Origin of the sequence: Streptomyces herbicida, assembly GCF_032656585.1 — a bacterium.
GTDB lineage: Bacteria > Actinomycetota > Actinomycetes > Streptomycetales > Streptomycetaceae > Streptomyces > Streptomyces herbicida.
In genome coordinates this window covers 193,737-218,753 of the sequence record NZ_JAUYWJ010000007.1, presented here as the reverse complement: position 1 = coordinate 218,753, position 25,017 = coordinate 193,737, and the positions used below count along the sequence as shown (strand labels likewise).

Genomic DNA, 25,017 nt, shown 5'->3' with positions numbered 1-25,017 from the left:
TTCCCAGGAGGTGACGATCATGGCAACCGCCCTCGCCAAGGCCGATGACGTCGATGTGGTCGAGTACGCCGCCCGCATCGAGCACGTCTCGAAGTCCTTCGCCGGGCCCGCCGGGCAGCAGCTGGTTCTCGACGACATCACGCTGGATGTCGCGCCAGGCGAGTTCGTCACCCTCCTGGGGGCCTCGGGCTGCGGCAAGTCGACCTTGCTGAACCTGGTGGCGGGGCTGGACCAGCCCTCCGCCGGCAGCATCGCGACCCATGGGCGGCCCGCCCTGATGTTCCAGGAGCACGCTCTGTTCCCGTGGCTGACCGCGGGCAAGAACATCGAACTCGCCCTGAAGCTGGGGGGAGTTGCGAAGAACGAGCGGCGCGGCCGGGCCGAGGAGCTGCTCGAACTCGTACGGCTGGGGGGCTCGTACGGCAAGCGGGTGCACGAGCTGTCCGGCGGTATGCGCCAGCGCGTGGCGCTGGCCCGTGCGCTGGCGCAGGACAGCCGGCTGCTGCTGATGGACGAGCCGTTCGCGGCGCTCGACGCGATCACCCGCGACCTGCTGCATGACGAACTGACCCGGATCTGGGCGGAGACGGGGCTGTCCGTCCTGTTCGTCACGCACAACGTGCGCGAGGCGGTGCGGCTCGCGCAGCGGGTCGTGCTGCTGTCGTCCCGGCCGGGCCGGGTGGCCCGCGAGTGGCGGGTGGACATCCCCCAGCCGCGGCGTATCGAGGACGCGCCGGTGGCCGAACTGTCCCTCGAGATCACCGATGTACTGCGTGGGGAGATCCGCCGTCATGGCCAGCACTGAGACGAAGACCGTCACGGACGCTGGAAGCGTCGAGGCCGGCCTGGACGCGCTGGAGACCGCCGTCACCGGCCGGACGCCGTTCCGGCAGACGTTCACCAGCAAGATCCTGCCGCCGCTCGTCGCCACCGCGGTGGTCCTGGTCGTGTGGCAGGCGCTGATCTCGTTCAAGATCGTGGACGATCCGACGAAGCTGCCGTCGCCCGCCGATGTCGGCAACGAGTTCAAGAACGCCTGGCTGGAAGGCAAGCTGCTCGGCTACATCTGGACGAGTGTCTCGCGCGGTCTGCTGGGCTTCGCCTTCGCGCTGGCGATCGGCACCCCGCTGGGCCTGCTGGTGGCGCGGGTGAAGTTCGTGCGCGCGGCGATCGGCCCGGTACTGTCCGGCCTGCAGTCGCTGCCGTCCGTGGCGTGGGTGCCGCCTGCGGTGATCTGGCTGGGCCTGAACAACTCGATGATGTACGCGGTGATCCTGCTCGGCGCGGTCCCGTCCATCGCCAACGGTCTGGTGTCCGGCATCGACCAGGTGCCGCCGCTGTTCCTGCGGGCCGGCCGCACCATGGGGGCGACGGGCCTGAAGGGCGCCTGGCACATAGTGCTGCCGGCCGCACTACCGGGCTATCTGGCAGGCCTGAAGCAGGGCTGGGCGTTCTCCTGGCGCTCGCTGATGGCGGCGGAGATCATCGCCTCCTCCCCCGACCTGGGCATCGGTCTGGGCGCGCTGCTGGAGAACGGCCGCAACGCCAGCTCCATGTCCATGGTGTTCGAGGCCATCTTCCTGATCCTGTTCGTCGGCATCGCCATCGACCTGCTGATCTTCAGCCCGCTGGAGCGGTGGGTACTGCGCAGCCGCGGCCTGCTGGTGAAGAGCTGATACCCATGTCCCGCAAGCCGGTTCTTCTCGTCGTCGCCCACGGCAGCCGCGACCCGCGGCACGCCGCGACCGTGCACGCCCTGGTGCGGCGGGTGCGGTCGCTGCGGCCGGGGCTGCGCGTGGAGACCGGCTTCCTGGACTTCAACATCCCGTCCGCGCACGGGGTGCTGGAGTCGCTGGCGGCGGAGGGCGTGCGGGACGTCGTGGCCCTTCCCCTCCTTCTGACCCGCGCGTTCCATGCGAAGGCGGACATCCCCGCGGTGCTGCGGGACGCCCCGTCGCAGCTGCGGATCCGGCAGGCCGAGGTGCTCGGTCCGTCCCCGCTGCTGCTGTCGGCGCTGGAACGGCGGTTGTACGAGGCGGGGCTGACGCCCGCCGACAAGTCCTCGACCGGGGTCGTACTGGCCTCGGCGGGGTCCAGTGACCCGGAGGCGATCGCAGTGATCGCAGCAATCGCGCGGGAGTGGCGGCACACCGGTTGGTGCGCCGTGCGACCTGCGTTCGCCTCCGCATCCCTTCCCCGCACCGAGGACGCGGTCCGCGAACTCCGGGCCCTCGGCTGCAAACGCGTCGCCGTCGCCCCGTACGTCCTGGCCCCCGGCTTCCTGCCGGACCGCATAGCGCGCGGCGCGGCCGAGGCCGACGTCCTGGCCGACGTCCTCGGCCCGGCGCCAGAGGTGGCACAGCTCCTGCTCGAGCGCTACGACACGGCACGCGCCCCGATACTCGCCGCCATCGGCGCCTGACGGCACAACGCGCCCCCAGCCGGGCCCGCGCGTACCGGTTCCCGCGCCTGCCATGGGTGCCTAACGGCAGAGCTCGTCGCCCAGCCGGGTCCGTGCGTAGCGGACGATCCTGCCGCTGCGGGTGCGGGTGAGGAGGCCCGCGTCGTAGAGGACGGCCAGGTGCTGGCTGACCGCGCCCGGGGTGACGTCGAGGCGGTGGGCGAGTTCCGTGGTGGACGCCGGTTCCGCGAGCAGCAGGAGCAGACGGGCGCGGGGGCGGCCCAGGAGCCGTTTCAGGGCGCGGTCGGTGACCGGGGGCGGTTCCTCGGACAGGATGGCCCGGCCGCGTGCCGGATAGATGAGCACCGGGGGCAGCGAGTGGTCGAGCACCGTCTGCGCGCCCTTGGCGAAGATCGTCGGCATCAGCACCAGTCCGCGGCCGGCGATGCGGATGTCGCCCGAAGGCCAGGGGGCGGTGTCGGGCGGGCGGGTCAGCGACAGATGCTCGTCGCTCCACACGAGCCGCGGATCGAGCCCGGAGAACAACGCGCCCGCGCCCTGTTCCGCCAGCACCCGCGCCTGGTGGGCGAGATCGGCCTCCAGGATGGTCTGCACCCGCGGCCACCAGTCGGCGGCGAGACAGGTGCGCCAGTAGGCGTCGACCGCGTCCGCGAGCCGGGAGAGGAACGCCGCGGGGTCGGTGAGGCCGCGGGCGACGACGGGCGGCAGGGCGTCCTCGGTGCGGTACGTGGCCAGGAAGTCGGCGACGACCACGTCCGCCGGGGTGGCGCGGACCTGGTCCAGTTCGTCGGCGAAGGCGGGGCGGGCCCGTTCGGGGCGCGGGGTGACGAAGTCCGGCAGCCACAGCCAGGGAGCCACGAGCGCGGTGAGCAGTTCGCGGTCGAGGGACTCCATGCGCGGGCGGATGCGGCGCAGCCAGGGACGGTGGTGGGGATAGCGGGCCGGGTCGTGCAGACAGCGCAGGGAGAACACCGCCTCCTGCAGCGGGGAGTAGGCGAAGGAGGTGGTGGCGAGGTCGTCGACGGCGAAGCGGAACTCAATCATTGAGCGCCACGCTAAATGATTGTCGGCATCCCATGGCCCAGCGGTTCGCTGGTTCCATGACGACGACACCGGAATCCCCGGCCTCCGGCCCAGTGACGGACGCGCGCCCGGAGCGTGCCACCCGAGCCGCCGGACTGCTCCCCGCCGACCCTGCCCTGCGCAGGGCCACGCTCCTCACCGTGGTCAACTCCCTCGGCAATGGACTCTACTTCCCTCTGGGCGTCCTGTACTTCACCCGCATCGTCGGCCTCGACGCCACCGCGGTCGGCTTCGGAATGACGGTCGCGGGACTGGTCGGGGTCGCGGCGGGCGTCCCGGCGGGACGGGCGGCCGACCGGTGGGGCGCCCGGCAGGTCGGGGCGCTGCTGTGGGGCGGCACCGGGCTGGCCACGGCGGCCTACGTCCTGGTGGACTCGTACGCCGGTTTCCTCCTCTCGGTGGTGTGCGCGACCGGGCTGCAGATGGCCAGTCGAGGGGTGCAGGGCGCGATCTACGCGGACGTGCTGCCCGCGGCGACCCGGGTGGAGGCGCGCGCCTATCTGCGGATGGTCACGAACGTGGGCATCGGTGTGGGCGGCGGGTTCGGGGCCGTGGCGCTCCAACTCGACACACGGGCCGCGTATGTGACGGCGATCGTGCTGAACGCGCTGTCGTTCCTCGGGCCCGCCCTGATGGTGCCCCGGCTGCCGCTGGCGCCGCACGCACGGGACCGGCAGTCGCACGCGGCCGACGCACCGGCCGCCGACCGCTGGCGTGCGGTGCGGGACCTGCCGTATCTGGCGGTGACCGTGCTGAACGCGGTGCTGTGCGTGCAGTACACCCTGATCGAGGTCGGCCTGCCGCTGTGGATCGTCGAGCGGACCGAGGCGCCGCGCTGGACGGCGGCCCTGCTGTTGATCGTCAACTGTGTGCTGGTGGCACTGCTCCAGGTGCGCGTGGCCCGGCGTGCCTCCCAAGTCCCTTCCGCGGTACGGGCGATGGTCTGGGCGGGCCCGCTGCTCACGGCGTCCTGCGCGGCGTACGCCGCGTCGGCGGGGCTGTCCGCGGTGTGGGCCGTTCTCGCGCTGACCGTGGGCGCGATGGTCCACGTCCTCGCCGAGGTGCTGTCCGCGGCGGGCGGCTGGACGCTGGGCTACGAACTCGCCGACGCCCGCGCCCACGGCGTCTACCAGGGTGTGTTCGGAGCGGGCATGTCCGCCGGGATGATGGCGGGCCCGGCGCTGGTCACGGTGACCGCGATCCAGCACGGCACGGCGGGCTGGGCGGTGCTGGGCGTGCTGTTCGCGGCGGCCGGTCTCGCGGTGCGTCCCGCCGTGCGCTGGGCCCGACGCGACGGTGACTGGCGGGGCGAGCCCGCCTGACAGGGCCGATGGGCCGTCCGCGGTCCGGCGCTCCCCTGTGACGTCGGGCCGCGGACGACCGGCCGGCACACGGCTACCGGCTCACGCGAGCCCCATTGCCGTGTCCCGCTTTTGATACTGCGTCTCTGACGCCGAACGTGTCACACCAGGGGAGTTTTCCGTCGCAGTCGCACCGAAATGGCCAACAGCGCGGCATTACAGGGCAGTTGCTCGGGTCGTCGCGGTGACCGTGGCCGCGGGTCCGGTACCGGCCGCCGTCACCGCCGCGACGGCCACGGTGGAGGACGTGCCGGGCCGCAGCCCGCCGATCACCCGGAACATGACGGTGCGCCCGAGCAAGGTGCGGTAGGGCTGCTCCAGTCCGGCGTTGAGCAGGATCTCCGGTGGGACGTCGGAGGGGACCCCGTGATCCGGTTGCCCGTGGTGACCAGCCCCTTGGTGTCGCCGTCGGGCGTGCCAGACCGGAAATGACTCAGATCCCCCGCCCGCCCCGGTCATCATCCGATCACTCGAAGCGGAGCGCTCCCGTACGGGTGCGCTTGAGCTCGAAGAAGTCCGGGTGGGCGGCCAGGACCCGGAAGCTGTCGAACAGTTCTGCCGCCGTCGCCCCGCGCGGAATGGCGCGCAGCACCGGGCCGAACCACACCGTTCCGTCGACGCGCAGGGTGGGTGTGCCCACATAGGTGCCGGTCTCCGGTTCGGCACCGCAGTCATGGCTGCGGCGCACCGCGGCGTCGTACGACGGGTCGTGCGCCGCGTCCATGAGGTCGGCCGGAAGGCCGAGTTCGGCGAGCGCCTCGGCGACGGCCCCGTCGAAGTCCTTGATGCCCCGGTCGTGGATCCGCGTACCGAGCGCGGTGTACAGATCGCGCAGCACCTGCTCGCCGTGCCGTTCGGCCGCGGCCACGGCGACCCGTACCGGACCGATCGACCGGTCCACCAAGTCCCGGTACCAGTCGGGGAGTTCATTGCCGGCGTTGTGCAGGTACAGGCTCATCACATGGAAGCGGAGGTCGAGCGGGCGTTCGCGCTCGACCTCCAGCAGCCAGCGGGAGGTGATCCAGGCGAAGGGGCAGGCGGGGTCGAAGTGGAAGTCGACCCTGGTGGTCGCGGAGTGCGTCATGCCGCTGACGCTAGTCCGCGAATGGCACATGGTCTTGACCCAATCCCTCACACTTTCACTGACCCGATTCGACGATCCGTTCACTCGGGGGACACGGAACGACGGGACGGCGTGGCCGGTCGGGGGTCCCGTCCGCTTGCCGCCAGCGCCCGCTCGAAGACGGGCGCGTCGTCCGGCACCGGCACCGGCTCGGCGAAGCCGTCGTACTGGCGGTAGAGATCGCCATGGGTCTCGACCACGTCGAGGACGAGCCGGGCCGCATCCTCGGAGACCCGGTACTCCTGGCCGGTGGCGGTCGCGACGTCCCAGCCGTGCACCGCCATCTCCTTGATGATCATCGAGGCGAGTTCGGCGGCCGGCATCTTCGCCATACCGAGATCGACCTCGCCCTCCCACACCTTCGGGTCCGCCCAGGCGGCGACGGCGCGGTCCAGCTGGGCGGCGTACGCCTCGGCCCAGTCGGGGTCGGCGGTGAAGTCGCGGGCGGTGAGCTCCTCGGGGAGCTGCTTGCGCAGGGCGCGGTGCTCCAGGCCGTGCGAGGTGTACAGGACCCAGTGGTTGACCAGGGCGCGGACGTCCCAGTCGGTGCAGTGGCTCTTCTCGTCGAGCTGTGCCGCCGCGACACCGCGCGCGACACGCGCCGCCTCGGCGGCACATTCGATCATGTACGGGTGCATGTCGTCGTACGTCATGCCCCTCACGCTAGGGAGGCTCGGCTCAGCCTTCTTGAACAAACGCGACAGCGTCGTCCGCCAGCCGTACGAGCTCGGCGGCCGGCATCGATCCGGCGGCCCGCCGCTCCCGCGCGAACCGGTTGGCGAGCCGCTGGAGCAGCACGTTCAGCGGGGTCGGCACGCCGTGCAGACGTCCGAGCAGGACGATCTCGCCGTTCAGGTAGTCGGCCTCGATGGTGCCGGTGCCACGGTTGAGGGACTGCCAGGAGGAGCCGCCGCCCCGATGGACGCCGTCGAGCGGGACGAGGGTGACCTTGTCGCCGCGTGCCGCTTGCTGTTCCCCGGCGCTCGCGTGCGCGATCCCGGCGGCGTCGAGCACGGCCTCGCCCTCGGACCGCACCCGGGCGTAGAGCCCGCGGCCGGCCTCGTCCGCGATCGGGCCGCCGACCGCCTCGATGGCGTTGCCGAGGTTGCCGAGCAGCTTGGCGTACTGCCAGCGGGCCACGTCGGCCACCACCGGCGCCTCGAAGCGGGACGCCGCCAGGTCGGCGGCGATGCGGTGTGCGGTGTCGTCGGTGCCGTGCGGAAGACGGCCCAGATGCAGGATGCCGGTGAGCGGAGTGCCGGCCGCGGAGACGACTCCGGGTTCGACGAAGGCCGAGGGCAGCCAGACGCAGACGCCGTACACGTGCCGGAACCGGCGCAGGGCGAGCCGCCCGCCCTCCACCCCGTTCTGCGCGCACACCAACGGCAGCTTCCCCCAAGCTTTCGACTTCGCTCAAGCAGGGGGGACCCCCATGGCCGCCGTGCCGCCGCCCGCCACCGGCGCCGGGCCCCAGGTGTCCAGGGCGGCCACGCTGTCCTGCGTCTTCACGGCCAGCACCAGGACGTCGTCGGGGCGCAGCTCGCCGAGCGCCGCCGGTCCGTCGACGACGGGCATCCGGTACGTCAGCTCGCCCTCGGGCACCCGCAGCCGCAGCCCGGCCTCGCTCAGTGCCGCGTGATGCTTGCCCCGCGCCACCAGCACGACCTCGCGTCCGGCCTGGGCCAGCCGTCCCCCGACGGTGCCACCGACCGCCCCTGCCCCGATGATGATGTAACGCATGCCGAAGAGCCTGGCACATCCGTGCGCGGCCGGCCGGGTTGACCTTGGCCCTGGGGCAGGGTCGAGGGTCCGGGGCATGGACGACTTCTACCTGAAACAGACGCCGTACAGCGCCCCGGGCGACCTGGACGTGAGTGACCTGCCACGCGATCCGCGCCAACTCACCGCGCTGGTACGCGGTGTGATCCTCCATCGGCTGGAGGGCGAGCGGACCGGGTACGACATCCCCGAGGAACGGCTGCACCACGACGGCGAGTCCCGGTACGTCACGGAGATCCTGCGCATCCTGCGCGAGCGCAAGGACGCTCCGCTGACCGAGAAGCGGTCCTACGACGAGCAGTTCGTCGGCACGTGCCGCGACTACGCACTCCTGCTGTGCTCGCTGCTGCGGGCGACGGGTACCCCGGCCCGCGTCCGGGGCGGCTACGGCACGTACTTCGTCGACGGCTTCCACGACGACCACTGGGTGACCGAGTACCAACTGCCGGACGGCACCTGGCGGTTGGTCGACCCACAGGTGTCCGCCGACTTCTACGACCTGCCCTTCGACCCGCTGGACGTGCCCCGGGACCGGTTCCTCGTGGCCGGGCAGGCGTGGCGGGCGTGCCGGGCCGGTGAGGCCGATCCGGAGACGTTCGGGGTCTGGGTCGATCCCGGACTGCGGGGCATGTGGCTGGTGTGCAACTCCGTCGTCCTGGACCTCGCGGCCCTCAACGGCACCGAGCCGCTGCCCTGGGACGGCTGGGGGCTCGCGGGCCCCGAGAGTTACGCGTCGCCGGCGGAGGACGACTTGGCCCTGATCGACGCCGTGGCCGCGGCCGGCACGACGGAGGAGTTCCAGCACCTCCACGAGGACCCACGGCTCGCCGTACCCCGCGAGATCCTCTCCCTGTCGCCCTTCCTCGGCCTGCGCACGGTCACTCTTCCCCGGCGGTGAGCTCCACCAGCTTGACGACGGTGTTCCAGTTCCGGGTCGTGGCGATCAGCCCCTTGTTGATCCGCGGCCGGGACAGGACCTCCGCCAGCTTGGAGCGGCCGAGGCCATCCGGAGCGTACAGGTACAGCGCGCGGTCGCCGAGCCGGAACTCCTCGGGGAGGTGGGCGGCCGCGTCGATCTCCGCGAAGCGGTCGGCGGTGACCGGCGCCGAGAAGTACGTGACGTGGAGCTGTTTGGCCTCCAGCCCGGCCGCCGGGAAGGGGCAGGCGCCAACCACCGCCTCCAGATAGGCGTGATCACGCACGATCACGTCGACGGAGAACCCGAAGTGCTTCTCGATCGCCTCGGTGAGTTCCGCGGCCAGGGACTCCTCGTCGCCGCGGCCGGTGCTGAAGACGGCCTGCCCGCTCTGCAGATGGGTGCGTACGCCCTGATGACCGAGGCCGTCCATGAGCTGCCGGAGTTCGGCCATCGGGAGCTTCTTCCGGCCACCCACGTTGATCCCGCGCAGCAGCGCCGCATACGTCGTCATCCAGACACCATAAGGCGGCCGTCGTGCCCCGTGGGGGTGGGCACGACAGCCGCTCGCCCAAGGCCGGGCTGCGCGAAACTCTGGCCGATCAGGTGGGTGCGAATCAACCACTACACGCAGCTGTGATTTGTTCAACAAGGTTTCGTAATCACAAAGTGGATCTCTGCCGACGGAACGGACAGCCCTGATCATCACCCCCGAGAAGCGCGGATAGATGTAAGGGCCCAACATCCTCCTCAGCGATGAGAACAAGGCTGCGCACTTCACCGGGCAGCACGACGAGACCTCCTTATCCGCCCCATACCTTCGAATCGAACGCAGCGAAGACGTGGCGGCGGGGGCCGTCACCGCACACGAGGGGGCAATCCCGTCATGGGGAACGGAGACACGCGGGTGCGGGGCCTGGCCGCCCGGGCCGGCGGATGGAGCGCCCGGCACCGCTGGGCGGCCGTCGGCATTTGGGTGCTGTTCGTCGTCCTGGCCATGGGACTCGGTTCGGCGGCGGGCCGCGTCGACGTGGACGAGTCCGACCAGCTGAAGGGCGAGACCCACACCGCCGCGAAGATCATCGACGACGCGGGCATCAAGGACCCGGCGAGCGAGACGGTCCTGATCCAGTCGAAGGACGGATCGGTCAAGGCCACCGACGCCGAGTTCCGGGCCACCGTCGCCGACGTCGTCAAGGCCGTCGAGGGCACCGGCAAGGTCACCGGCGTCACCTCGCCGTACGACACACGGAGCATCTCGAAGGACGGCCGCAGCGCGCTGGTGCAGTTCGACATGCGCGGCGAGACGGACACCGCGGCCGACCGGGTCGAGCCGGTGCTGAAGGCCGTCGCGGGTGTGCAGAAGGACCACGAGACGGTGCGGGTCGAGGAGATCGGCTCCGCCAGCATGCAGAAGCAGTACAAGGACGCCTTCGGTGACGACTTCCAGAAGGCGGAGCTCTCCGCCGTGCCGGTGGCGCTCGGCATTCTGCTCATAGCCTTCGGCGCGCTGGTGGCCGCGCTGCTGCCGGTGGCGCTGGCGGTCACCGCGATCATGGCGACGATGGGCCTGATGGGCATCGTCAGCCATCTGCAGCCGATGAGCGACACCGCGAACTCCGTGATGCTGCTGGTCGGCATGGCGGTCGGCGTCGACTACTGCCTGTTCTACCTGCGCCGCGAGCGCGAGGAGCGGGAGGCCGGGCGCGACGCGGGGGCCGCGCTGCGGATCGCCGCCGCCACCAGCGGCCGCGCGATCATCGTGTCCGGTGTCACGGTGTGCGTGGCGATGGCGGGCATGCTGTTCACCGGGCTCCCCGAGTTCGAGGCGATGGGCCTGGCCTCGCTGATGGTCGTGGCGGTCGCCATGGTCGGTTCCGTGACCGTCCTGCCCGCGCTGCTGTCGCTGCTGGGCGAGCGGGTCGAGAAGGGGCGGATCCCCTTCCTGCGCCGTCGTAAGCGCTCCGGCGGCTCGGAGAGCCGGTTCTGGACCGCCGTCCTGCGGGGCGTGCTCGCCAAGCCCGTGGTATCGGTCGTCGTCGCGACGGGCGCTCTGCTCGCGGTCGCGGCTCCCGCCCTCGGGATGAAGACCTCGCAGCTCACGCTGGACCAGGAGTTCGGTGACTCGCTGCCGATCGTGCAGACGTACGACCGGCTCAACGACGCCTTCCCGGGCGGCTCCGAGCCGGCCTCGGTGGTCGTCAAGGCGAAGGACATCAACGCGCCCGAGGTGCGTCAGGCGCTGGCCGACTTCAAGAAGCAGGCGATCGAGTCGGGCGCCTCGCAGGGCCCGATCGACATCAAGCTGCACGACGCGCAGAACGTGGCCCTGGTGTCCGTGCCCCTGGTCGGCGGCTCCGACATGGGCAAGGCGACCGAGAGCCTGGAGAAGCTGCGCGACGAGGTGCGGCCCGCCACGCTCGGCAAGGTCGACGGGGTCGAGGCACCGGTCACCGGACAGGTCGCGGGCAACCACGACTTCAACGACCAGCTGATCGGTTCCGTGGTCCCGGTCTTCGCCTTCGTGGTGGTCTTCGCCTTCCTGCTGATGCTGCTGTCGTTCCGCTCGCTGACCGTCGCGATCACGTCCATCCTGCTGAACCTGCTGTCGGTGGGCGCGGCCTACGGCATCCTCGTCGCCGTCTTCCAGCACGGCTGGGGCGCCTCGCTGGTGGGCGCCGAGGGCGTCGGCGCCATCGTGACCTGGCTGCCGCTGTTCCTCTTCGTGATCCTGTTCGGCCTGTCGATGGACTACCACGTGTTCGTGGTGTCCCGGATCCGCGAGGCCCGGCTGCGCGGCCGTACGACGAAGGACGCGATCCAGCACGGTGTGGTCACCACGGCCGGTGTCGTCACCAGCGCCGCGGTCATCATGGTCGCCGTGTTCGCGATCTTCGGCACGCTGTCCATGCAGTCCATGAAGCAGATGGGCGTGGGCCTGGCGGCCGCGGTGCTGATCGACGCGACGATCATCCGCGGTGTGCTCCTTCCCGCGGTGATGGCACTGCTCGGCGAGCGCAACTGGTACCTGCCGAAGTGGCTGCACCGGATGCCGGACCTCACCCACGACGAGTCGCCGGAGGCGGTGGCACCGGTGGTGCCGGAGGAGGGTGAGCCGGTTCGGGTCTGAGTCTGGGCCGAACCTCTGTGACACGAGGGCCCGTTGGTCTCCCCGGGGGAACCAACGGGCCTTCGCTCGTGCCCGGCGCGCGGACAGTTCGGCCTCGCTGAGGTCGGCCGCCCGCCGGGGGCCGCGCTCAGCGACCGCCGACTTCCAGGGGGCCCGAGCGCCGCGCGCCGCTCAGCGCTGGTAGCGGGCCAGGACCAGGTTGCCGTCCCGCTCCAGGCGGTGGCGCAGCTCGTCGAGCCCGATGGCCCCGCTGTAGTACTCCTGGAAGGCGGGGGTCGCCACCTTGTCCTTCCATTCCGGGTAGCCGCGCACGGACTGGGCGGGCGCCGAGCGCAGCTGCCCGGCCAGGGCGGTGCCGGTGGCCCAGCCGTATCTCGCGGTGTGCAGGGCCCGGTCCTGGAGGGCCTGGGTGCCGGTGGGCAGCATCCAGTCACCCAGGGCCAGACGCACCATGTTCCGCGGCCGGAGCAGGAAGTCGACGAACTCCATGGCCTCCTTCTTGTGGGGGCTGTCCTCGGCTATGGACAACGTCTGCGGGCTGACGCCCTGGGTGAGCCCGTCGGCACCGGCCGGGGCGGGCAGCACCTCCCAGTCGAAGCCCTTCGGGGCCTGCCGCACGATCTGCTGCCGGTACGAGAAGCCCAGCGGCACCATCGCGTACTTGCCGCCGAAGAAGCCGGGGAGCGTGTCCGAGCCGCCGCTGCCCAGCGTCGAGGCCGGTGCGCTGCGATCGGTGCCGATCTGCTCGTTGACGGTGCGCGGCACCACCTGGTCGCCCGCCTCGACCCGCACGGTCACCTTGCCGTCGGCGCCCCGGTGGAAGAGCCGCCCGCCCGCCGACAGCGACAGATTGAGGGTGGCGGAGACCGGCTCCTTCAGCGGCCAGGCCACACCGTAGCGGCCGCCGCCACTGAGGTCCTTGGTGATCTGCCGGAACTCGGCCCAGCTCCAGGGGTGTTCCGGCGTCGGTGTCCGTGCACCGGCCTTCCGCAGCCAGGCCGTGTTGGCGATCAGCACGCGGGGCTCCTGGAGGAAGGGAACGCCGTAGATCCCGTCCCCGAACGTGGCCGTCTCCCAACTCTTCTGGGGAATATCGGACTTGAGGCGTGCGGGCAGCAGGTCGGTCAGATCGGCGAGACAGCCGCCGTAGGCGAAGTCCGCGAGGTCGTCGGAGGCGTCGTGGACGACGTCCGGCGCCTCACCACCCTCGAAGGAGGTGAGCAGCTGGTCGTGGACGCCGTCCCAGCTCCCCTGGACGTACTCGACTTGCACGTCCGGGTGGGCCGCGTTCCACTCCTTCACCAGCTCCTTGTTGGCGGCGACGGACTCCTGCTGCCAGGCCAGGGACTGGAAGCGCAGGGTGATCCGGCCGTCGCCGGACCCGCCTCCCGAGGAGCAGCCCGCGAGGAGCGTGAGCAGGGCGACCGCCGCCACGATCCTGGTCCGCATCAGCTCTTCACCGCCCCGGCGAGCAGCCCGCCCGTGATCCGCCGCTGGACGACCGCGAAGACCACCAGTGAGGGCAGCGTCGCCAGGAAGGCGGCCGCCGCCAGCGGTCCGAGGTCCGCGACGCCCTCCGCGCCGATGAAGTGGGTCAGGACGACGGGCAGGGTCTGCTTCTCCGGTGTCTTCAGCAGCACCAGCGCGAAGAAGAACTCGTTCCACGCGGTGACGAACGCGAACAGCGCCGTCGCCACGATCCCCGGCGCCAGCAGCGGTGCCGTCACCGACACGAGCGTGCGCAGCCGCCCCGCGCCGTCGACCGCCGCAGCCTCCTCCAGCTCGGCCGGCACCGCCCGCACGTACCCGACGAGCATCCACAGCGCGAACGGCAGAGCCCACACCACATAGACCATGACCAGTCCCGGCAGGGAGTCGATGAGCCGCAGGTTCTTCAGCACCAGGAACAACGGGATGATCACCAGGACGAACGGGAACGCCTGGCTGACCACCACCCACCCCGTCGCCGCCCGGGACAGCGGGGTGCGGCGCCGGGCCACGACGTACGCGAGCGGAGTCGCGAGCAGTACGGCGATGACGGCGGAACCGAACGCGGCGAGCAGCGAATTGAGCGCGGCGCGCAGCAGCGGCTGCTCGTCGAAGGCCTGACGGAAGTTGGCGAGGGTCGGGTCCTCGGGGATCCAGCCGGGGTGCAGACTGCCCAGCTCGCGCGGCGACTTGAAGGCGGTGGAGAGCAGCCACAGGAAGGGGAAGGCCAGGAAGACGAGGTACGCGAGCAGGGCGGCGTACTGGCCGGCACGTGCCCCGGTACGGGTCCTCATGTGTCCTCGCCTCCCCGCAAGCGGCCCACCAGGAAGACGGCGAGGAGCACCGAGATCACCGCGACCATCGCGCATCCCATGGCCGCCGCATAGCCGAACTGGCCGTAGCGGAAGGCCTCTTCATAGGCGAACAGGCTGGGCAGCCGGGTGCGGCCGCCGGGTCCGCCGTTGGTCAGCACATAGACCAGGGCGAAGGAGTTGAAGTTCCAGATCAGGTTGAGCGCGGTGATGGCCAGGGCTACGGGTCTGAGGGCGGGCCAGGTGACCGTGCGGAACCGGCGCCAGGCGCCCGCGCCGTCCACGGCCGCCGCCTCGTGGAGTTCACGGGGCGTGTTCTGCAGTCCGGCGAGCAGGGCGACCGTCGTCTGCGGCATTCCGGCCCAGACGCCGACGACGATCACGGCGGGCAGGGCGGTGGCGAGACCGCTGAGCCAGTCCCGGCCGTCGCCCAGGCCGAGGTCGCGCAGGGTCTCGTTGAGGACGCCCGCGTCCGGGTTGTAGACGAGCCGCCACATGATGCCGACCACGACCTCGGGCATCGCCCAGGGGACGATCGCCAGGGCGCGGGCCGGCCATCGCAGGCGCAGGTCCTGGTTGAGCAACAGGGCGAACCCCAGCGCCAGCAGGAACTGCGGCACGGTCACCCCGACCGCCCACACCAGCCCGATCCGGAACGACTCCCAGAACAGCGTGTCGTGCAGCAGGTCCCGGAAGTTGAGGGCGCCGGTCCACCGGGTGGCCGCGGTCCGGCCGGACTGCGAGTCGGTGAACGCCAGCAGGATCCCGTACAGCAGCGGGCCGACGCTCAGCACGAGGATCGGAATCAGGGCGGGCAGCACCAGGAACCAGGCGCCGTGATCGGCGGGACGCCCCACCGCTCTCCTCGCATCGGTCGCCGATGCCACGGCATCTCCCCCTTTGCACGGCACGGCCGGGCCCGGTCATGGTCGTGACGGCGGTGGGTCGCGTCAAGGGACCGTGCACCCGGTCCGACCTGTACGGATGCGAGACTGACGGTCGGATGGCGAGATCCTGACGCCGTCCCGAGGCCGAACACGGAGGCGGACGATGGACGAGGCACGGGCGCGGGACGTACTGGCCGCGGCAGGGGTGCTGCCGGGTCCGGCGCGGGACGCGCGGCTCCTCGCCCTCGGTGAGAACGCGGTGTTCGCCGCCGGTGACCTGGCCGTCAAGGTGGGCCGCGACGCCGAGCTCCTGGACCGGGCCCGCCGCGAGCTGCAGATCGCCGGCTGGCTGGCCGAGGCGGGTGTGCCGGCGGTGCGGGCGGCAGGGTCCGAGCCGCTGCTGGTGGAGGGGCACCCGGTGACCGTGTGGCACCGGCTGCCCGAGCCCGTACGGCCCGCCGAACCGCGGGATTTGGCCGAACTGCTACGGCTGGTGCACGCGCTCCCCTCCCCCTCCTTCGCGCTGCCGCCCCGCGAGCTGCTGGGCGGTGTGGAGCGCTGGCTGCGGCTCGCGGGCGACGCGATCGATCCGGCGGACGCCGCCTGTCTGCGTGAGCGCCGCGACGGCTTCGCGGCGGCCGCGGCCGCGCTGACGCCCCATCTGCAGCCGGGGCCGATCCACGGCGACGCGCTGCCCCGCAATGTGCACATCGGTCCGGACGGGCCGGTACTGGTCGACCTGGAGACCTTCTCTGCCGATCTGCGGGAGCACGATCTGGTGGTCATGGCCCTGTCCCGCGACCGGTACGGCCTGCCCGCCGAGGCCTACGACTCCTTCACCGAGGCCTACGGCTGGGACGTGCGCGCCTGGGAGGGCTGCTCGGTGCTGCGCGGCGCCCGCGAGACTGCCAGTTGCGCCTGGGTCGCCCAGCACGCCCCGGCCAACCCCAAGGCGCTGGCCGAGTTCCGGCGCCGGGTGGCGTCGCTGCGGGACGGGGACGAGACGGTGCGGTGGTATCCGTTCTGAGCGCCACTTGAGCCCCGCGCCCGTCAGGGAGTCGCCTCGCCCCGGATGGTGCCTGCCGCTCGCCTCAGTTCCGTCAGGACCGTGCGGACCGCCTTTCTCGCCGTGCGCTCGGGGCGGCACAGGACGTCGATGTGCCGCGTGGCCTGGACGCCGCTGAGCGGCCGCAGAACCAGCGCCGGATGCGGGCGCATCGTCCAGCGCGGCATCAGCGCGATCCCGCCCCCGGCGGCGACGGCCTCGGCGACCACCGCGAACTCGTTGATGCGATGGGCCAGACGGAGCCGTCGGCCGGCCGCCGCGGCGATGGCCTCGATGGTGGCCATGACCGGGAATCCGTCGTGCACGGTGATCCACGACTGGTCGGCGACGTCGCGCGGCGTCACCCGGCGCTTGGCGGCGAGCGGATGCCCGGCCGGCATCGCCACGTCGAGCGGCTCGTGCAGCAGGGTGGTCACGGTCACCGTGCGCGGCCAGGGCGGGGCGTGGTCCAGGCGGTGGGCGAGGACGAGGTCGTACGCGCGGGTCAGCCGCGGGAAGTCCTCCTGCGGTACGTCCTCGTCGGCGAGCGCCACCGTCGGCGCGTCCGGCCCGGCGAGGGCGCGCAGCAGCAGCGGGAAGAAGGCCGCGCCCGCGCTGTGGAACGCCGCCACCGACACCTCGCCGTCCGGCCTGCCGACGAACTCCTCGACCGCGTGCCGGGCCCGGGCCAGCGCCGACTCCACCCCGACGGCCGCGTCCGCCAGCGCCTGCCCGGCGTCGGTGAGCACCAGGCGCCGCCCGTGCCGTTCGGTCAGCGGCACGGGGATCGAGCGCTGCAGCAGCCGCAACTGCTGCGAGATCGCCGACGGTGTCACCAGCAGTGCCTCGGCGACCGCGGTGACGCTGCCCTGCTCGCCCAGCTCCCGCAGGATCCTCAGCTGCCTTTCGTCCACGCTGTCAGTCTAGGACGACCATGTAGCCTCCCTAAAAGATCGTTTAAGAAAGTGGTTCTGGGCTTCAGGTACGTCGGCGGTGCACCGTGGGCGGGTGACCGACGCCCGCCGTACCGACGCGGTACTCCTCCTGGTCGCGCTCGTCTGGGGTTCCAGCTATCTGTCCGCCCAGACGGCCGTGGCCGCCCTGCCCGTCCTCCTCGTCCTGTTCGCGCGCTACGCCCTCGCCGCGCTCCCCTGTTTCGCTCTGGTCGCCGCCCGGGGCGGGCTGCGGTGGACCCGCGACGAGGTCCGCGCCGGATTGCCGCTCGGGGTCACCCAGGCCGCGGTCCTGGTCGTGGAGACGTACGGCGTCGCCCACACGACGGCCGCCAACGCGGGTCTGATCATCAGCCTCACCATCGTGCTCACCCCGCTCCTCGACCGCACCGGCCGCCGGGGCGGTCCGCCTCCCGTGTTCTTCGCCGCGGCCGGCCTGTGTGTCCTGGCCGTCGGTCTGCTGATGTGGGGCAACGGCTTCCAGGCGCCGCGCCTCGGGGACCTGCTGATGCTCGCCGCGGCCTGCGTCCGGGCGGTGCACGTGGCCCTCGTCGGCCGACTCACCGCCGGGAGGACGATCCGCCCACTGCATCTGACGGCGATACAGACCCTGGTCGGCGCGGGGCTGTTCCTCGCCCCCGCCGTCCGCGACCTTCCGTCGCTGGCCCGAGCCGATGCGGCGACCTGGGTGCAGCTCGCCTATCTCGCCCTCTTCTGCAGCGTGTTCGCCTTCCTCGTCCAGACCTGGGCGGTGCAGCGCACGTCCGCCAGCCGGGCCAGTCTGCTGCTCGGCACCGAGCCGGTCTGGGCGGCGGCGGTGGGCATCGCCCTCGGCGGCGAGCATCTCACCCCGCTCACCGCCCTGGGCGCGGCCCTGATGGTCACCGGCACGTACTGGGGCCAGGCCGTGGAACGTGCCCACCGGGCCGCCGGGATGGCCGGGGCCGTCGGCTGCCCCAAGACCGCCGATACACCGGGGGCGTTCGCGCCCGCCACACTCCCCGAGAGGACCGGAGAGGAAGCCGTATGCCGGACCACGGCGGTTACCAGCACCTGATCTCCCTGCTCGACTCCTCCCGCGTCGACCACCGGCTCATCGACCACGCGCCAGGTCCTCGCACCGGTCCCCGGGGACCGGCGGGTGGATCTGGAGGCCGTGCGGGCGGTGTTCGGGGCCCCTCCTCCAACTCCCGGCCGGCCCGCATCGCGAGCCCGGCGTCGGCGTGACCGCCCGGCTCAGACCTTTTCGTCCGCCAGGTCCGCCGGGTCGCGCAGCGGCCACACGCCGTCCACCACCGCTGTCGCGTCGCCCTTGCCGCGCAGGAACTTCTGGAAGTCCGCCGCCCACTCGGCGTACCAGCCGATCTGACGGCGGTGCAGCTCCGCCGGGCCGACGGCCGCGATCTTGGGGTGGCGGTCGGCTATCGCGCAGGCCAGCCGGGCCGCGGCCAGGGCGTCGGCGGACGCGTCGTGGGCGGTGTCGAGGGAGATGCCGTACTCCGCGCAGACGGCTTCGAGGTTGCGCTTGCCGCGGCGGTATCGGTCGACCCGGCGGTCGATGGTGTACGGGTCGATGACCGGCGCCGGGTCGATGCCGCCGAGGCGGTCGGACAGCGACGGCAGGTCGTACCGCCGCAGTTCGGCGGAGAGCAGGGTGAGGTCGAAGGCGGCGTTGTAGGCGACGACGGGCACACCGGTCTTCCAGTAGCCGGTGAGGACGTCCGCGATGGCGTCCGCGACCTGGTCGGCCGGCCGGCCCTCGGCCGCCGCACGCTCGTTGCTGATGCCGTGCACGGCCACCGCGTCGGCCGGGATCTCCACGCCCGGGTCCGCCAGCCACTCCCGGCGTCCCATGGGCTGTCCGGCCCTGACCTCTATCACGGCCCCCGTGACGATACGCGCCTCACGCGGATCGGTCCCGGTCGTCTCCAGGTCGAAGCCGATCAGCAGCTCCCGGTGCCAGCCCATGGGCGGCCCCCCTTCTTGGTGGTGCTTTCCCCCAGTGGTCTCCACGATCGCATGCGCCACTGACAATCCGAGGACGGCATTCCGCTTCACCCGCCGAGGACGGCTCAGGACACAGGCCGTGAATCCGCCCAGGTCAGCTCGAACTCCTCGCGGTATGTCGGAAAGAGGCCGCCCTCATCCGTATCGCCCGACTTGACCACGCGGCTCCCGTTGCGCAGCACCAGCACCGGCACCTCCATCCCGCGCGCTCCGCGCAGATAGGACTGCACCACGGCGACGCCGTCCGCGCCGTCACCGTCCACGAGGTAGGCCGTGAAGCGCGGTGTCTCGTCGTAGACCTGGATCTCGAAGGCCCCCGGATCGCGCAGCCGGGACCGCACCCGGCGCATGTGGAGGATGTTCATCTCGACGGAGCGGCTCAGTTCGCCCCGTTTCATCCCGAGTTCGCGCTCGCGCCGCTTCACCGCGCTGGAGGCCGGGTTCAGGAAGAGCAGCCGCACCCGGCAGCCGGACTCGGCCAGGCGCACCAGCCGGCGTCCGGAGAAGTTCTGCACGAGCAGGTTGAGCCCGATGCCTATGGCGTCGAGGCGGCGGGCCCTGCCGAAGATGTCCTCGGCGGGGAACTGGCGCAGCAGCCGCACCCGGTCGGGGTGTACCGCGACCACGTCCGCGTACCGGTCGCCGACCAGGTCCTCGACGGCGTCGACGGGCAGCCGGCGCGAGGACGGCACGTCGCTGCCCGCGCCGAGCATCTCCAGCAGCCTGGCGGAGGCGCGTTCGGCCTGGTTGAGGACGGCTTCGGACAGGGCCCGGTTGCGGGAGACGACGTTGCGGGTGACCTCGAGCTCGTCCAGGGCGAGTTCGACGTCCCGGCGCTCGTCGAAGTAGGGCTCGAAGCACGGCCAGTGCTGCACCATCAGTTCGCGCAGCTGGGGCAGCGTGAGGAAGCTCAGGACGTTGTCGTCCGCCGGGTCGAGCAAGTAGCCCTTGCGACGGCTGACTTCGCGCACGGCGACGGCGCGCTGGACCCATTCCTGTCCGGCGGGGCCGGCCGCGGCGACCACCCATTCGTCGCCGTGGACGGGTTCATAGATGGGACGCAGAACAGCGGCCACGACCGCGCGCAGCCGCTGTTCGACGAGGTTCAGCCAGATGTAGGCCCGGCCGGCCCGCTGGGCGCGCGTACGCACCTCGAGCCAGGCGTCGGCGTTCCAGTCCAGTTCCGGCCCGATGGCACCGGCGTCCATGGGCCGCGCCAGGGACACCGCGCCGGGCGGGACCTCTGTGGAGTTCCCCTCGTGACCCTCGTCACCAGGGGGCAACTCCAGCCCTCCCGAGCCCACCCGTGCACCGCCTTCCGCTCCCCCGAGCTCTCCCCGTGCCAACGATCAAGGAAGGGTACTCCGGGACCGGTCGGCGGTGCAGCCGGATGGACGGGTCCTTTTCTCAACTACGCGGCTGCCAGTGGCCGTTCTGCCATGCCAGCTCGTCGGGAGTGAGCGGATTCATAGCCGTGACGTCGCGCGGAGCGATGGCGAAGCCCTGCCAGTGGACCGGCATGGGCTGCTGGTCCTCGTCCCGGGCGATGTGGTGGAAGCCGACATTCATCCAGACGATCGGGTGGGTGAGCGTCTGGCCGTTGACCCACTTGTCGACGGACTTACCGGCGTCGGCAGGGCAGTTGCCCGGGTTGTTGCTGGCGAACTGCTCGCACTTGTTGTACTCGGTGAAGTAGACGTCGTGCTTGGTGAAGCTGCGCCCCGGATACTTGGTGGTCGGGCCGGGGACGATCTCGTACGAACGGGCGTGCCCGTCCTTGTTCTTGCCGGTGGCGCTGACCACCCGCCACCAGCGGTAGGTCCTGGCGTCGCCCGCGAGTTCCTTGGTGACCTTGGTACGGGTGGTCTTGTTGGTCGGGGCCTCCTGGCCGCGGGCCGGCGCGGTGACGGCCGAGTCGTACTGTTCGACCTTCGTCTTGGAGGAGCCGTCCAGGCCGAAGTCCAGCCGCCAGAAGACGTTGTGGCTGTGGCTGGTGGCGTAGGCCTTGGCGCCCTTGCCGATGGGCCAGCCGCGGCCGTCACCGGCGTCGTAGTCCTCGTAGGAGAGGCTGCCGGTGGCGCCGACGTTCATGTTGACCGTGCCGTCGTCCTGGAAGCGCCACTCGGTCATGTACTCGTACCAGCCGACCTGGTTCACGGTGTAGACGAGCAGGTCCTTGCCCTGGGCCTGGTAGACCTTGTTCGCGCTGTTGCCCTGCATGCGGTAGGCGTGGCCGCGGGAGCGGGTGGTGGTGCACAGGCCCTTGACGTCGGCGTGCTGCGGGTCCCAGGACTCCGGGACCCGGACGGTCTTGATGGTGCCGCCGGGGCACTCGCCCGGCGCCAGGTTCACCAGTCCCTGGGCGAAGCCGAAGCCCGTCAGGTCGTCGTACTCGACACTGCCGTCGTCGTAGGGGACGTCGATCTGGGCCAGCCGGGCGCTGTTGAGGACCTTGATCGGCTTGGTCTCGCCCTTGGGCTGGTACGAGACGTTCTCCAGGACCAGCCCGGCCTTGCTGTCGTAGCGCCAGCACATCCGCCAGGTCGTGCCACTGGCGAGCTTCTGCTCGATCTTGTAGGCGGCACTGCAGTCGGCGGCGGCCGCCCCGGCGGCCTTCGGCTGGGCGACGGCCGGTCCCGCGCCGGTCGTCGCACCGGCGGCCAGCGCGGCCACGGACAGGCCCACGGCCGCCCGCCTGCGGGCACGGCTGATTCTGTTCGCGCGCATGAAGAAATGACTCCCTTGCAGGAGAAGCAGGTTGGAAAGGTGAAAGGGACGCACGGCCGCTCGCCGGACGTGGATCAGCCGCGGTCGAGCCTTGCGACCTTGCGAGCGCTCAGGTCGATGATCAGCGACCTGGCATCGATCCACGGACCGTTCTTGACCTTCGGGAACAACCGCACGCACCGGTGCTCGCCGCACTTGTCGAGCACGGCGGGCTGGGCACCCGGAGTGGCCCGGTAGACCGCGCCGTTGAACAGCAGCTGGTCCGGCGAGGTGAGCTCGTGGCCGGTGGCGTCCTTGTAGTCGGCCTTGAGACCCGCGCCCAGCGGGTCGGCGATCAGGATCCTGGCCGCCTCGGCGTTCTCGGCACGGCTCAGCGGCGGCTGGACGCCGTGCTGGCTGCTGGTCTGCTCGACCTTGCCCGTCGCCAGGTTGACGGTCTTGGTGACGAGGGTGTCGGTCTTGTAGTCGTAGAAGGTGACGTCGGCCCGCCGCGGCGCGTCGGGGTTGTCCACCTCGTCGGACTCCGGGTCCGCCAGGTCGACGCTCAGGCGCTGCGGACCGTGGCTCCCGTCGACGTCCTCGCTCGTGTTGAGCAGCTGCCGGTTCACGGCGATCCGCTCGACCCGCTTGATCTCGTCGTCGGTCAGCGGGTCGCGGCCCTTGCCCTTCTCGCCCTCGGCCGGCGCCTGCTCGACGACGCCCGGCTGCACGGCGCCGGAGCCCTGCCCGGCCTGCTGGGCGGACCGCGAATTCTGGTTGGTCCCTCCAGTTTCGTCCGCCCCTGCCGTCCCCGGCAGGGTGATCCCGACCATTACGGCAGTGCCCGCCACCGCTATGGCCGCACCGGCCACCACCTTGCCCAGATGGCGGTGCACTATTCTGCGCACATCTTCCCCCTACTCCCCCTGTGTCCCCGGGAGTACGTGTCTGCCCCACTGGATTCGGCATACCTCGTATGCACTGGTCGATCGATAAGAGGGACGTAAGTCACAGGGGGTTCCATCACTTTCGGGCAGACTCGTGGCCAAGGCACCCCCAGCGGTGCGGGACACCTGGAAGAGTCGTTTCCATGCAGGTCTGGCCTGGAGAGGCGTATCCGCTCGGCGCCACGTACGACGGCGCCGGTACCAACTTCGCGGTCTTCACGGAGGCCGCGGACCGAGTAGAGCTGTGTCTGCTGCACGACGACGGCTCGGAGACGGCGGTGGAACTGCGCGAGAGCGACGCGTTCGTTCGGCACGCGTATCTGCCGGGCGTCATGCCGGGACAGCGGTACGGGTTCCGGGTGCACGGCCCGTACGACCCGGGGCGCGGGCTGCGCTGCAACTCGGCGAAGCTGCTGCTCGACCCGTACGCGAAGGCGGTCAGCGGGTCCGTCCGGTGGGGCGAGGAGGTCTACGGCTACCACTTCGACGCGCCCGAGAAACGCAACGACCTGGACTCGGCGCCGCACACGATGACGTCGGTCGTGGTCAACCCGTACTTCGACTGGGGCGACGACCGGCGCCCGCGCACCGAGTACCACCACACGGTGATCTACGAGGCCCATGTGAAGGGCCTCACCATGCGCCACCCCGGGCTGCCCGAGGAACTGCGCGGCACCTATGCGGCGCTCGCCCACCCCGCCGTCATCGAACACCTGACCGAACTCGGCGTCACGACCCTGGAACTGATGCCCGTACACCAGTTCGTGAACGATCACCGCCTGGTCGACATGGGCCTGAACAACTACTGGGGCTACAACACCATCGGATTCTTCGCCCCGCACAACGCGTACGCCTCCTGGGGCGACCGCGGCCAGCAGGTCCTCGAGTTCAAGTCGGCGGTACGGGCGCTGCACGAGGCCGGTATCGAGGTCATCCTGGACGTGGTCTACAACCACACCGCCGAGGGCAACCACCTGGGCCCGACCCTGTCCTTCCGGGGCCTGGACAACGCGTCGTACTACCGCCTGGCGAACGACCCGCGCTACTACATGGACACCACGGGCACCGGCAACTCTCTGCTCATGCGGTCCCCGCACGTCCTGCAGCTGATCATGGACTCGCTGCGCTACTGGGTCACCGAGATGCATGTCGACGGCTTCCGCTTCGACCTCGCGGCGACCCTGGCCCGGCAGTTCCACGAGGTGGACCGGCTGTCGTCGTTCTTCGACCTGGTGCAGCAGGATCCGGTGGTCTCCCAGGTCAAGCTGATCGCCGAGCCGTGGGACGTCGGCGAGGGCGGCTATCAGGTGGGCAACTTCCCGCCGCTGTGGACCGAGTGGAACGGCAAGTACCGCGACACCGTAAGGGATCTGTGGCGGGGTGAGCCGCGGGCGCTCGCGGAGTTCGCCTCCCGGCTGACCGGCTCGTCCGACCTCTACCAGGACGACGGGCGGCGCCCGCTCGCCTCGATCAACTTCGTGACCTGCCACGACGGGTTCACCCTGCACGACCTTGTGTCGTACAACCACAAGCACAACCGCGCCAACGGCGAGGACGACCGGGACGGCGAGAGCCACAACCGGTCCTGGAACTGCGGTGTGGAGGGCGACACCGACGACCCCGAGGTACGGGAGCTGCGGGGCCGCCAGATGCGGAACTTCGTCGCGACGCTGATGCTGTCCCAGGGCGTGCCGATGATCAGCCACGGGGATGAGTTCGCGCGCACGCAGCGCGGCAACAACAACGCCTACTGCCAGGACAACGAACTGGCCTGGCTGAAGTGGCCCGATGCCGACGAGCCCGCCGACGAGCGGGTCGGCGAACTGGTGGACTTCACGCGCGCGATGGTGTGGCTGCGCAAGGACCACCCGGTCTTCCGCAGGCGGCGCTTCTTCCACGGGCGTCCGGTCGAGGGCACGCACGACGAGCTGTCCGACATCGCCTGGTTCACGCCGGAGGGCAGGGAGATGACCCAGCGGGACTGGGACTCGGCGCAGGCGTCGGCGCTCTCGGTCTTCCTCAACGGCAACGCGATCTCCGAGCCCGGCCCGCGCGGGGAGCGCATCGGCGACGACTCCTTCCTGCTGATGTTCAACGCCTCGCCGAAGTCCCTGGACTTCGTGGTGCCGGTCGACCATGGCCGGCAGTGGCAGGTCGTGGTCGACACCGCCCGCGTCGACGGGGTATCGCCGGGCACGGGTCCCAAGGTGGAGGCCGGGGAGCGGCTGACCCTGGTGGACCGGAGCCTGACCGTGCTCCAGCGGCCCGCCTAGGACGGTCCCTGCGGGCCCTCGTCGGCCCTTGTGGGTTCGTCGCCCACGCGCGCGTGCCGGGGCTTCGCTCGAATGCCGGTCGCGC

At 71.1% G+C, this 25,017-nt stretch carries 22 protein-coding genes and 1 pseudogene; 10 read left to right on the top strand and 13 right to left on the bottom strand.

What is annotated here, in order from left to right; translation table 11 throughout:
* Positions 1-19 precede the first annotated feature (19 nt).
* From Q8A52_RS17105 to Q8A52_RS17095, 3 genes are read left to right on the top strand one after another with little or no spacing between them, the layout of a single operon-like run.
* A complete protein-coding gene (locus Q8A52_RS17105) occupies positions 20-805 on the top strand; it encodes an ABC transporter ATP-binding protein (protein WP_316752956.1) in 786 nt (261 codons plus the stop codon).
* The gene (locus Q8A52_RS17100; protein WP_316752955.1) at positions 792-1,676 is read left to right on the top strand and encodes an ABC transporter permease; all 885 of its coding nucleotides are present in this window, start codon (positions 792-794) and stop codon (positions 1,674-1,676) included. The genes Q8A52_RS17105 and Q8A52_RS17100 overlap by 14 nt, the downstream gene beginning before the upstream one ends.
* Positions 1,677-1,681: 5 nt before the next feature.
* Positions 1,682-2,422, top strand: a complete 741-nt coding sequence (locus tag Q8A52_RS17095; RefSeq protein ID WP_316752953.1) for a sirohydrochlorin chelatase — start codon at positions 1,682-1,684, stop codon at positions 2,420-2,422.
* Positions 2,423-2,482: 60 nt separating this feature from the next.
* Here the strand turns inward: Q8A52_RS17095 and Q8A52_RS17090 are convergent, their stop codons facing one another.
* Entirely contained in the window at positions 2,483-3,466 is a 984-nt protein-coding gene (locus Q8A52_RS17090) for an ArsR/SmtB family transcription factor (protein WP_316752952.1), read from the bottom strand.
* Between the two features lie 56 nt (positions 3,467-3,522).
* Here Q8A52_RS17090 and Q8A52_RS17085 point away from each other — a divergent pair, with 56 nt between their 5' ends.
* Together Q8A52_RS17085 and Q8A52_RS17080 are read left to right on the top strand one after the other, a co-directional pair.
* Positions 3,523-4,827 carry an MFS transporter gene (locus Q8A52_RS17085; RefSeq protein ID WP_316752949.1) on the top strand — a complete coding sequence of 435 codons (1,305 nt, stop codon included), beginning with the start codon at positions 3,523-3,525 and terminating at the stop codon, positions 4,825-4,827.
* 223 nt (positions 4,828-5,050) lie between these two features.
* A complete protein-coding gene (locus Q8A52_RS17080; protein WP_316752947.1) occupies positions 5,051-5,176 on the top strand; it encodes a hypothetical protein in 126 nt (41 codons plus the stop codon).
* Between the two features lie 156 nt (positions 5,177-5,332).
* Here Q8A52_RS17080 and Q8A52_RS17075 read toward each other — a convergent pair whose 3' ends face one another.
* From Q8A52_RS17075 to Q8A52_RS17065, 3 genes and pseudogenes are all read right to left on the bottom strand, one after another.
* A complete protein-coding gene (locus tag Q8A52_RS17075) occupies positions 5,333-5,950 on the bottom strand; it encodes a mycothiol-dependent nitroreductase Rv2466c family protein (RefSeq protein WP_316752946.1) in 618 nt (205 codons plus the stop codon).
* An 80-nt stretch (positions 5,951-6,030) separates the two neighbouring features.
* The gene (locus Q8A52_RS17070; protein ID WP_316752945.1) at positions 6,031-6,642 is read right to left on the bottom strand and encodes a TIGR03086 family metal-binding protein; all 612 of its coding nucleotides are present in this window, start codon (positions 6,640-6,642) and stop codon (positions 6,031-6,033) included.
* A 25-nt stretch (positions 6,643-6,667) separates the two neighbouring features.
* A pseudogene (locus Q8A52_RS17065) lies at positions 6,668-7,729 on the bottom strand (ketopantoate reductase family protein).
* A 76-nt stretch (positions 7,730-7,805) separates the two neighbouring features.
* Between Q8A52_RS17065 and Q8A52_RS17060 the strand changes: the two are divergent.
* Positions 7,806-8,666 (top strand): transglutaminase domain-containing protein, encoded by an 861-nt coding sequence (locus tag Q8A52_RS17060; protein ID WP_316752943.1) that lies wholly within the window; start codon positions 7,806-7,808, stop codon positions 8,664-8,666.
* Here the strand turns inward: Q8A52_RS17060 and Q8A52_RS17055 are convergent.
* Entirely contained in the window at positions 8,647-9,198 is a 552-nt protein-coding gene (locus Q8A52_RS17055; RefSeq protein ID WP_316752941.1) for a DUF1697 domain-containing protein, read from the bottom strand. The genes Q8A52_RS17060 and Q8A52_RS17055 overlap by 20 nt on opposite strands.
* 372 nt (positions 9,199-9,570) lie before the next feature.
* On the opposite strand from Q8A52_RS17055, the gene Q8A52_RS17050 reads away from it, so the two are divergent.
* Positions 9,571-11,814, top strand: coding sequence for an MMPL family transporter (locus tag Q8A52_RS17050; RefSeq protein WP_316752938.1), 2,244 nt, complete (start codon positions 9,571-9,573; stop codon positions 11,812-11,814).
* A gap of 171 nt (positions 11,815-11,985) precedes the next feature.
* On the opposite strand, the gene Q8A52_RS17045 is transcribed toward Q8A52_RS17050, so the two are convergent.
* Genes Q8A52_RS17045 through Q8A52_RS17035 form a run of 3 tightly spaced genes read right to left on the bottom strand, consistent with a single transcriptional unit; the run spans position 11,986 to position 15,001 of the window.
* Positions 11,986-13,263 (bottom strand): ABC transporter substrate-binding protein, encoded by a 1,278-nt coding sequence (locus Q8A52_RS17045; RefSeq protein ID WP_316752936.1) that lies wholly within the window; start codon positions 13,261-13,263, stop codon positions 11,986-11,988.
* Entirely contained in the window at positions 13,263-14,096 is an 834-nt protein-coding gene (locus Q8A52_RS17040) for a carbohydrate ABC transporter permease (RefSeq protein WP_316752934.1), read from the bottom strand. Before Q8A52_RS17040 ends, Q8A52_RS17045 begins: the two co-directional genes overlap by 1 nt.
* Positions 14,093-15,001, bottom strand: a complete 909-nt coding sequence (locus tag Q8A52_RS17035; RefSeq protein WP_316752932.1) for a carbohydrate ABC transporter permease — start codon at positions 14,999-15,001, stop codon at positions 14,093-14,095. The genes Q8A52_RS17040 and Q8A52_RS17035 overlap by 4 nt, the downstream gene beginning before the upstream one ends.
* A 163-nt stretch (positions 15,002-15,164) precedes the next feature.
* On the opposite strand from Q8A52_RS17035, the gene Q8A52_RS17030 reads away from it, so the two are divergent.
* Positions 15,165-16,028 (top strand): phosphotransferase enzyme family protein, encoded by an 864-nt coding sequence (locus tag Q8A52_RS17030; protein ID WP_316752930.1) that lies wholly within the window; start codon positions 15,165-15,167, stop codon positions 16,026-16,028.
* A gap of 23 nt (positions 16,029-16,051) precedes the next feature.
* Here Q8A52_RS17030 and Q8A52_RS17025 read toward each other — a convergent pair whose 3' ends face one another.
* Positions 16,052-16,960, bottom strand: a complete 909-nt coding sequence (locus Q8A52_RS17025; protein ID WP_316752928.1) for a LysR family transcriptional regulator — start codon at positions 16,958-16,960, stop codon at positions 16,052-16,054.
* Between the two features lie 94 nt (positions 16,961-17,054).
* On the opposite strand from Q8A52_RS17025, the gene Q8A52_RS17020 reads away from it, so the two are divergent.
* A complete protein-coding gene (locus Q8A52_RS17020; protein ID WP_316752926.1) occupies positions 17,055-18,056 on the top strand; it encodes a DMT family transporter in 1,002 nt (333 codons plus the stop codon).
* A gap of 179 nt (positions 18,057-18,235) precedes the next feature.
* On the opposite strand, the gene Q8A52_RS17015 is transcribed toward Q8A52_RS17020, so the two are convergent.
* From Q8A52_RS17015 to Q8A52_RS17000, 4 genes are all read right to left on the bottom strand, one after another.
* Positions 18,236-18,967: a 3'-5' exonuclease gene (locus tag Q8A52_RS17015; RefSeq protein ID WP_316752924.1), complete on the bottom strand. Its 732-nt coding sequence runs from the start codon at positions 18,965-18,967 to the stop codon at positions 18,236-18,238.
* A gap of 104 nt (positions 18,968-19,071) precedes the next feature.
* Positions 19,072-20,310, bottom strand: coding sequence for an SAV2148 family HEPN domain-containing protein (locus Q8A52_RS17010; protein WP_316752922.1), 1,239 nt, complete (start codon positions 20,308-20,310; stop codon positions 19,072-19,074).
* 103 nt (positions 20,311-20,413) lie between these two features.
* Complete coding sequence (locus Q8A52_RS17005; protein ID WP_316752920.1) at positions 20,414-21,733, bottom strand: copper amine oxidase; 1,320 nt, start codon at positions 21,731-21,733, stop codon at positions 20,414-20,416.
* 74 nt (positions 21,734-21,807) lie between these two features.
* Positions 21,808-22,620 carry a Tat pathway signal sequence domain protein gene (locus Q8A52_RS17000; RefSeq protein ID WP_316752918.1) on the bottom strand — a complete coding sequence of 271 codons (813 nt, stop codon included), beginning with the start codon at positions 22,618-22,620 and terminating at the stop codon, positions 21,808-21,810.
* Between the two features lie 182 nt (positions 22,621-22,802).
* Here Q8A52_RS17000 and glgX point away from each other — a divergent pair, with 182 nt between their 5' ends.
* Positions 22,803-24,932, top strand: a complete 2,130-nt coding sequence (gene glgX, locus Q8A52_RS16995) for a glycogen debranching protein GlgX (RefSeq protein WP_316752916.1) — start codon at positions 22,803-22,805, stop codon at positions 24,930-24,932.
* The last annotated feature ends 85 nt before the right edge of the window (positions 24,933-25,017 follow it).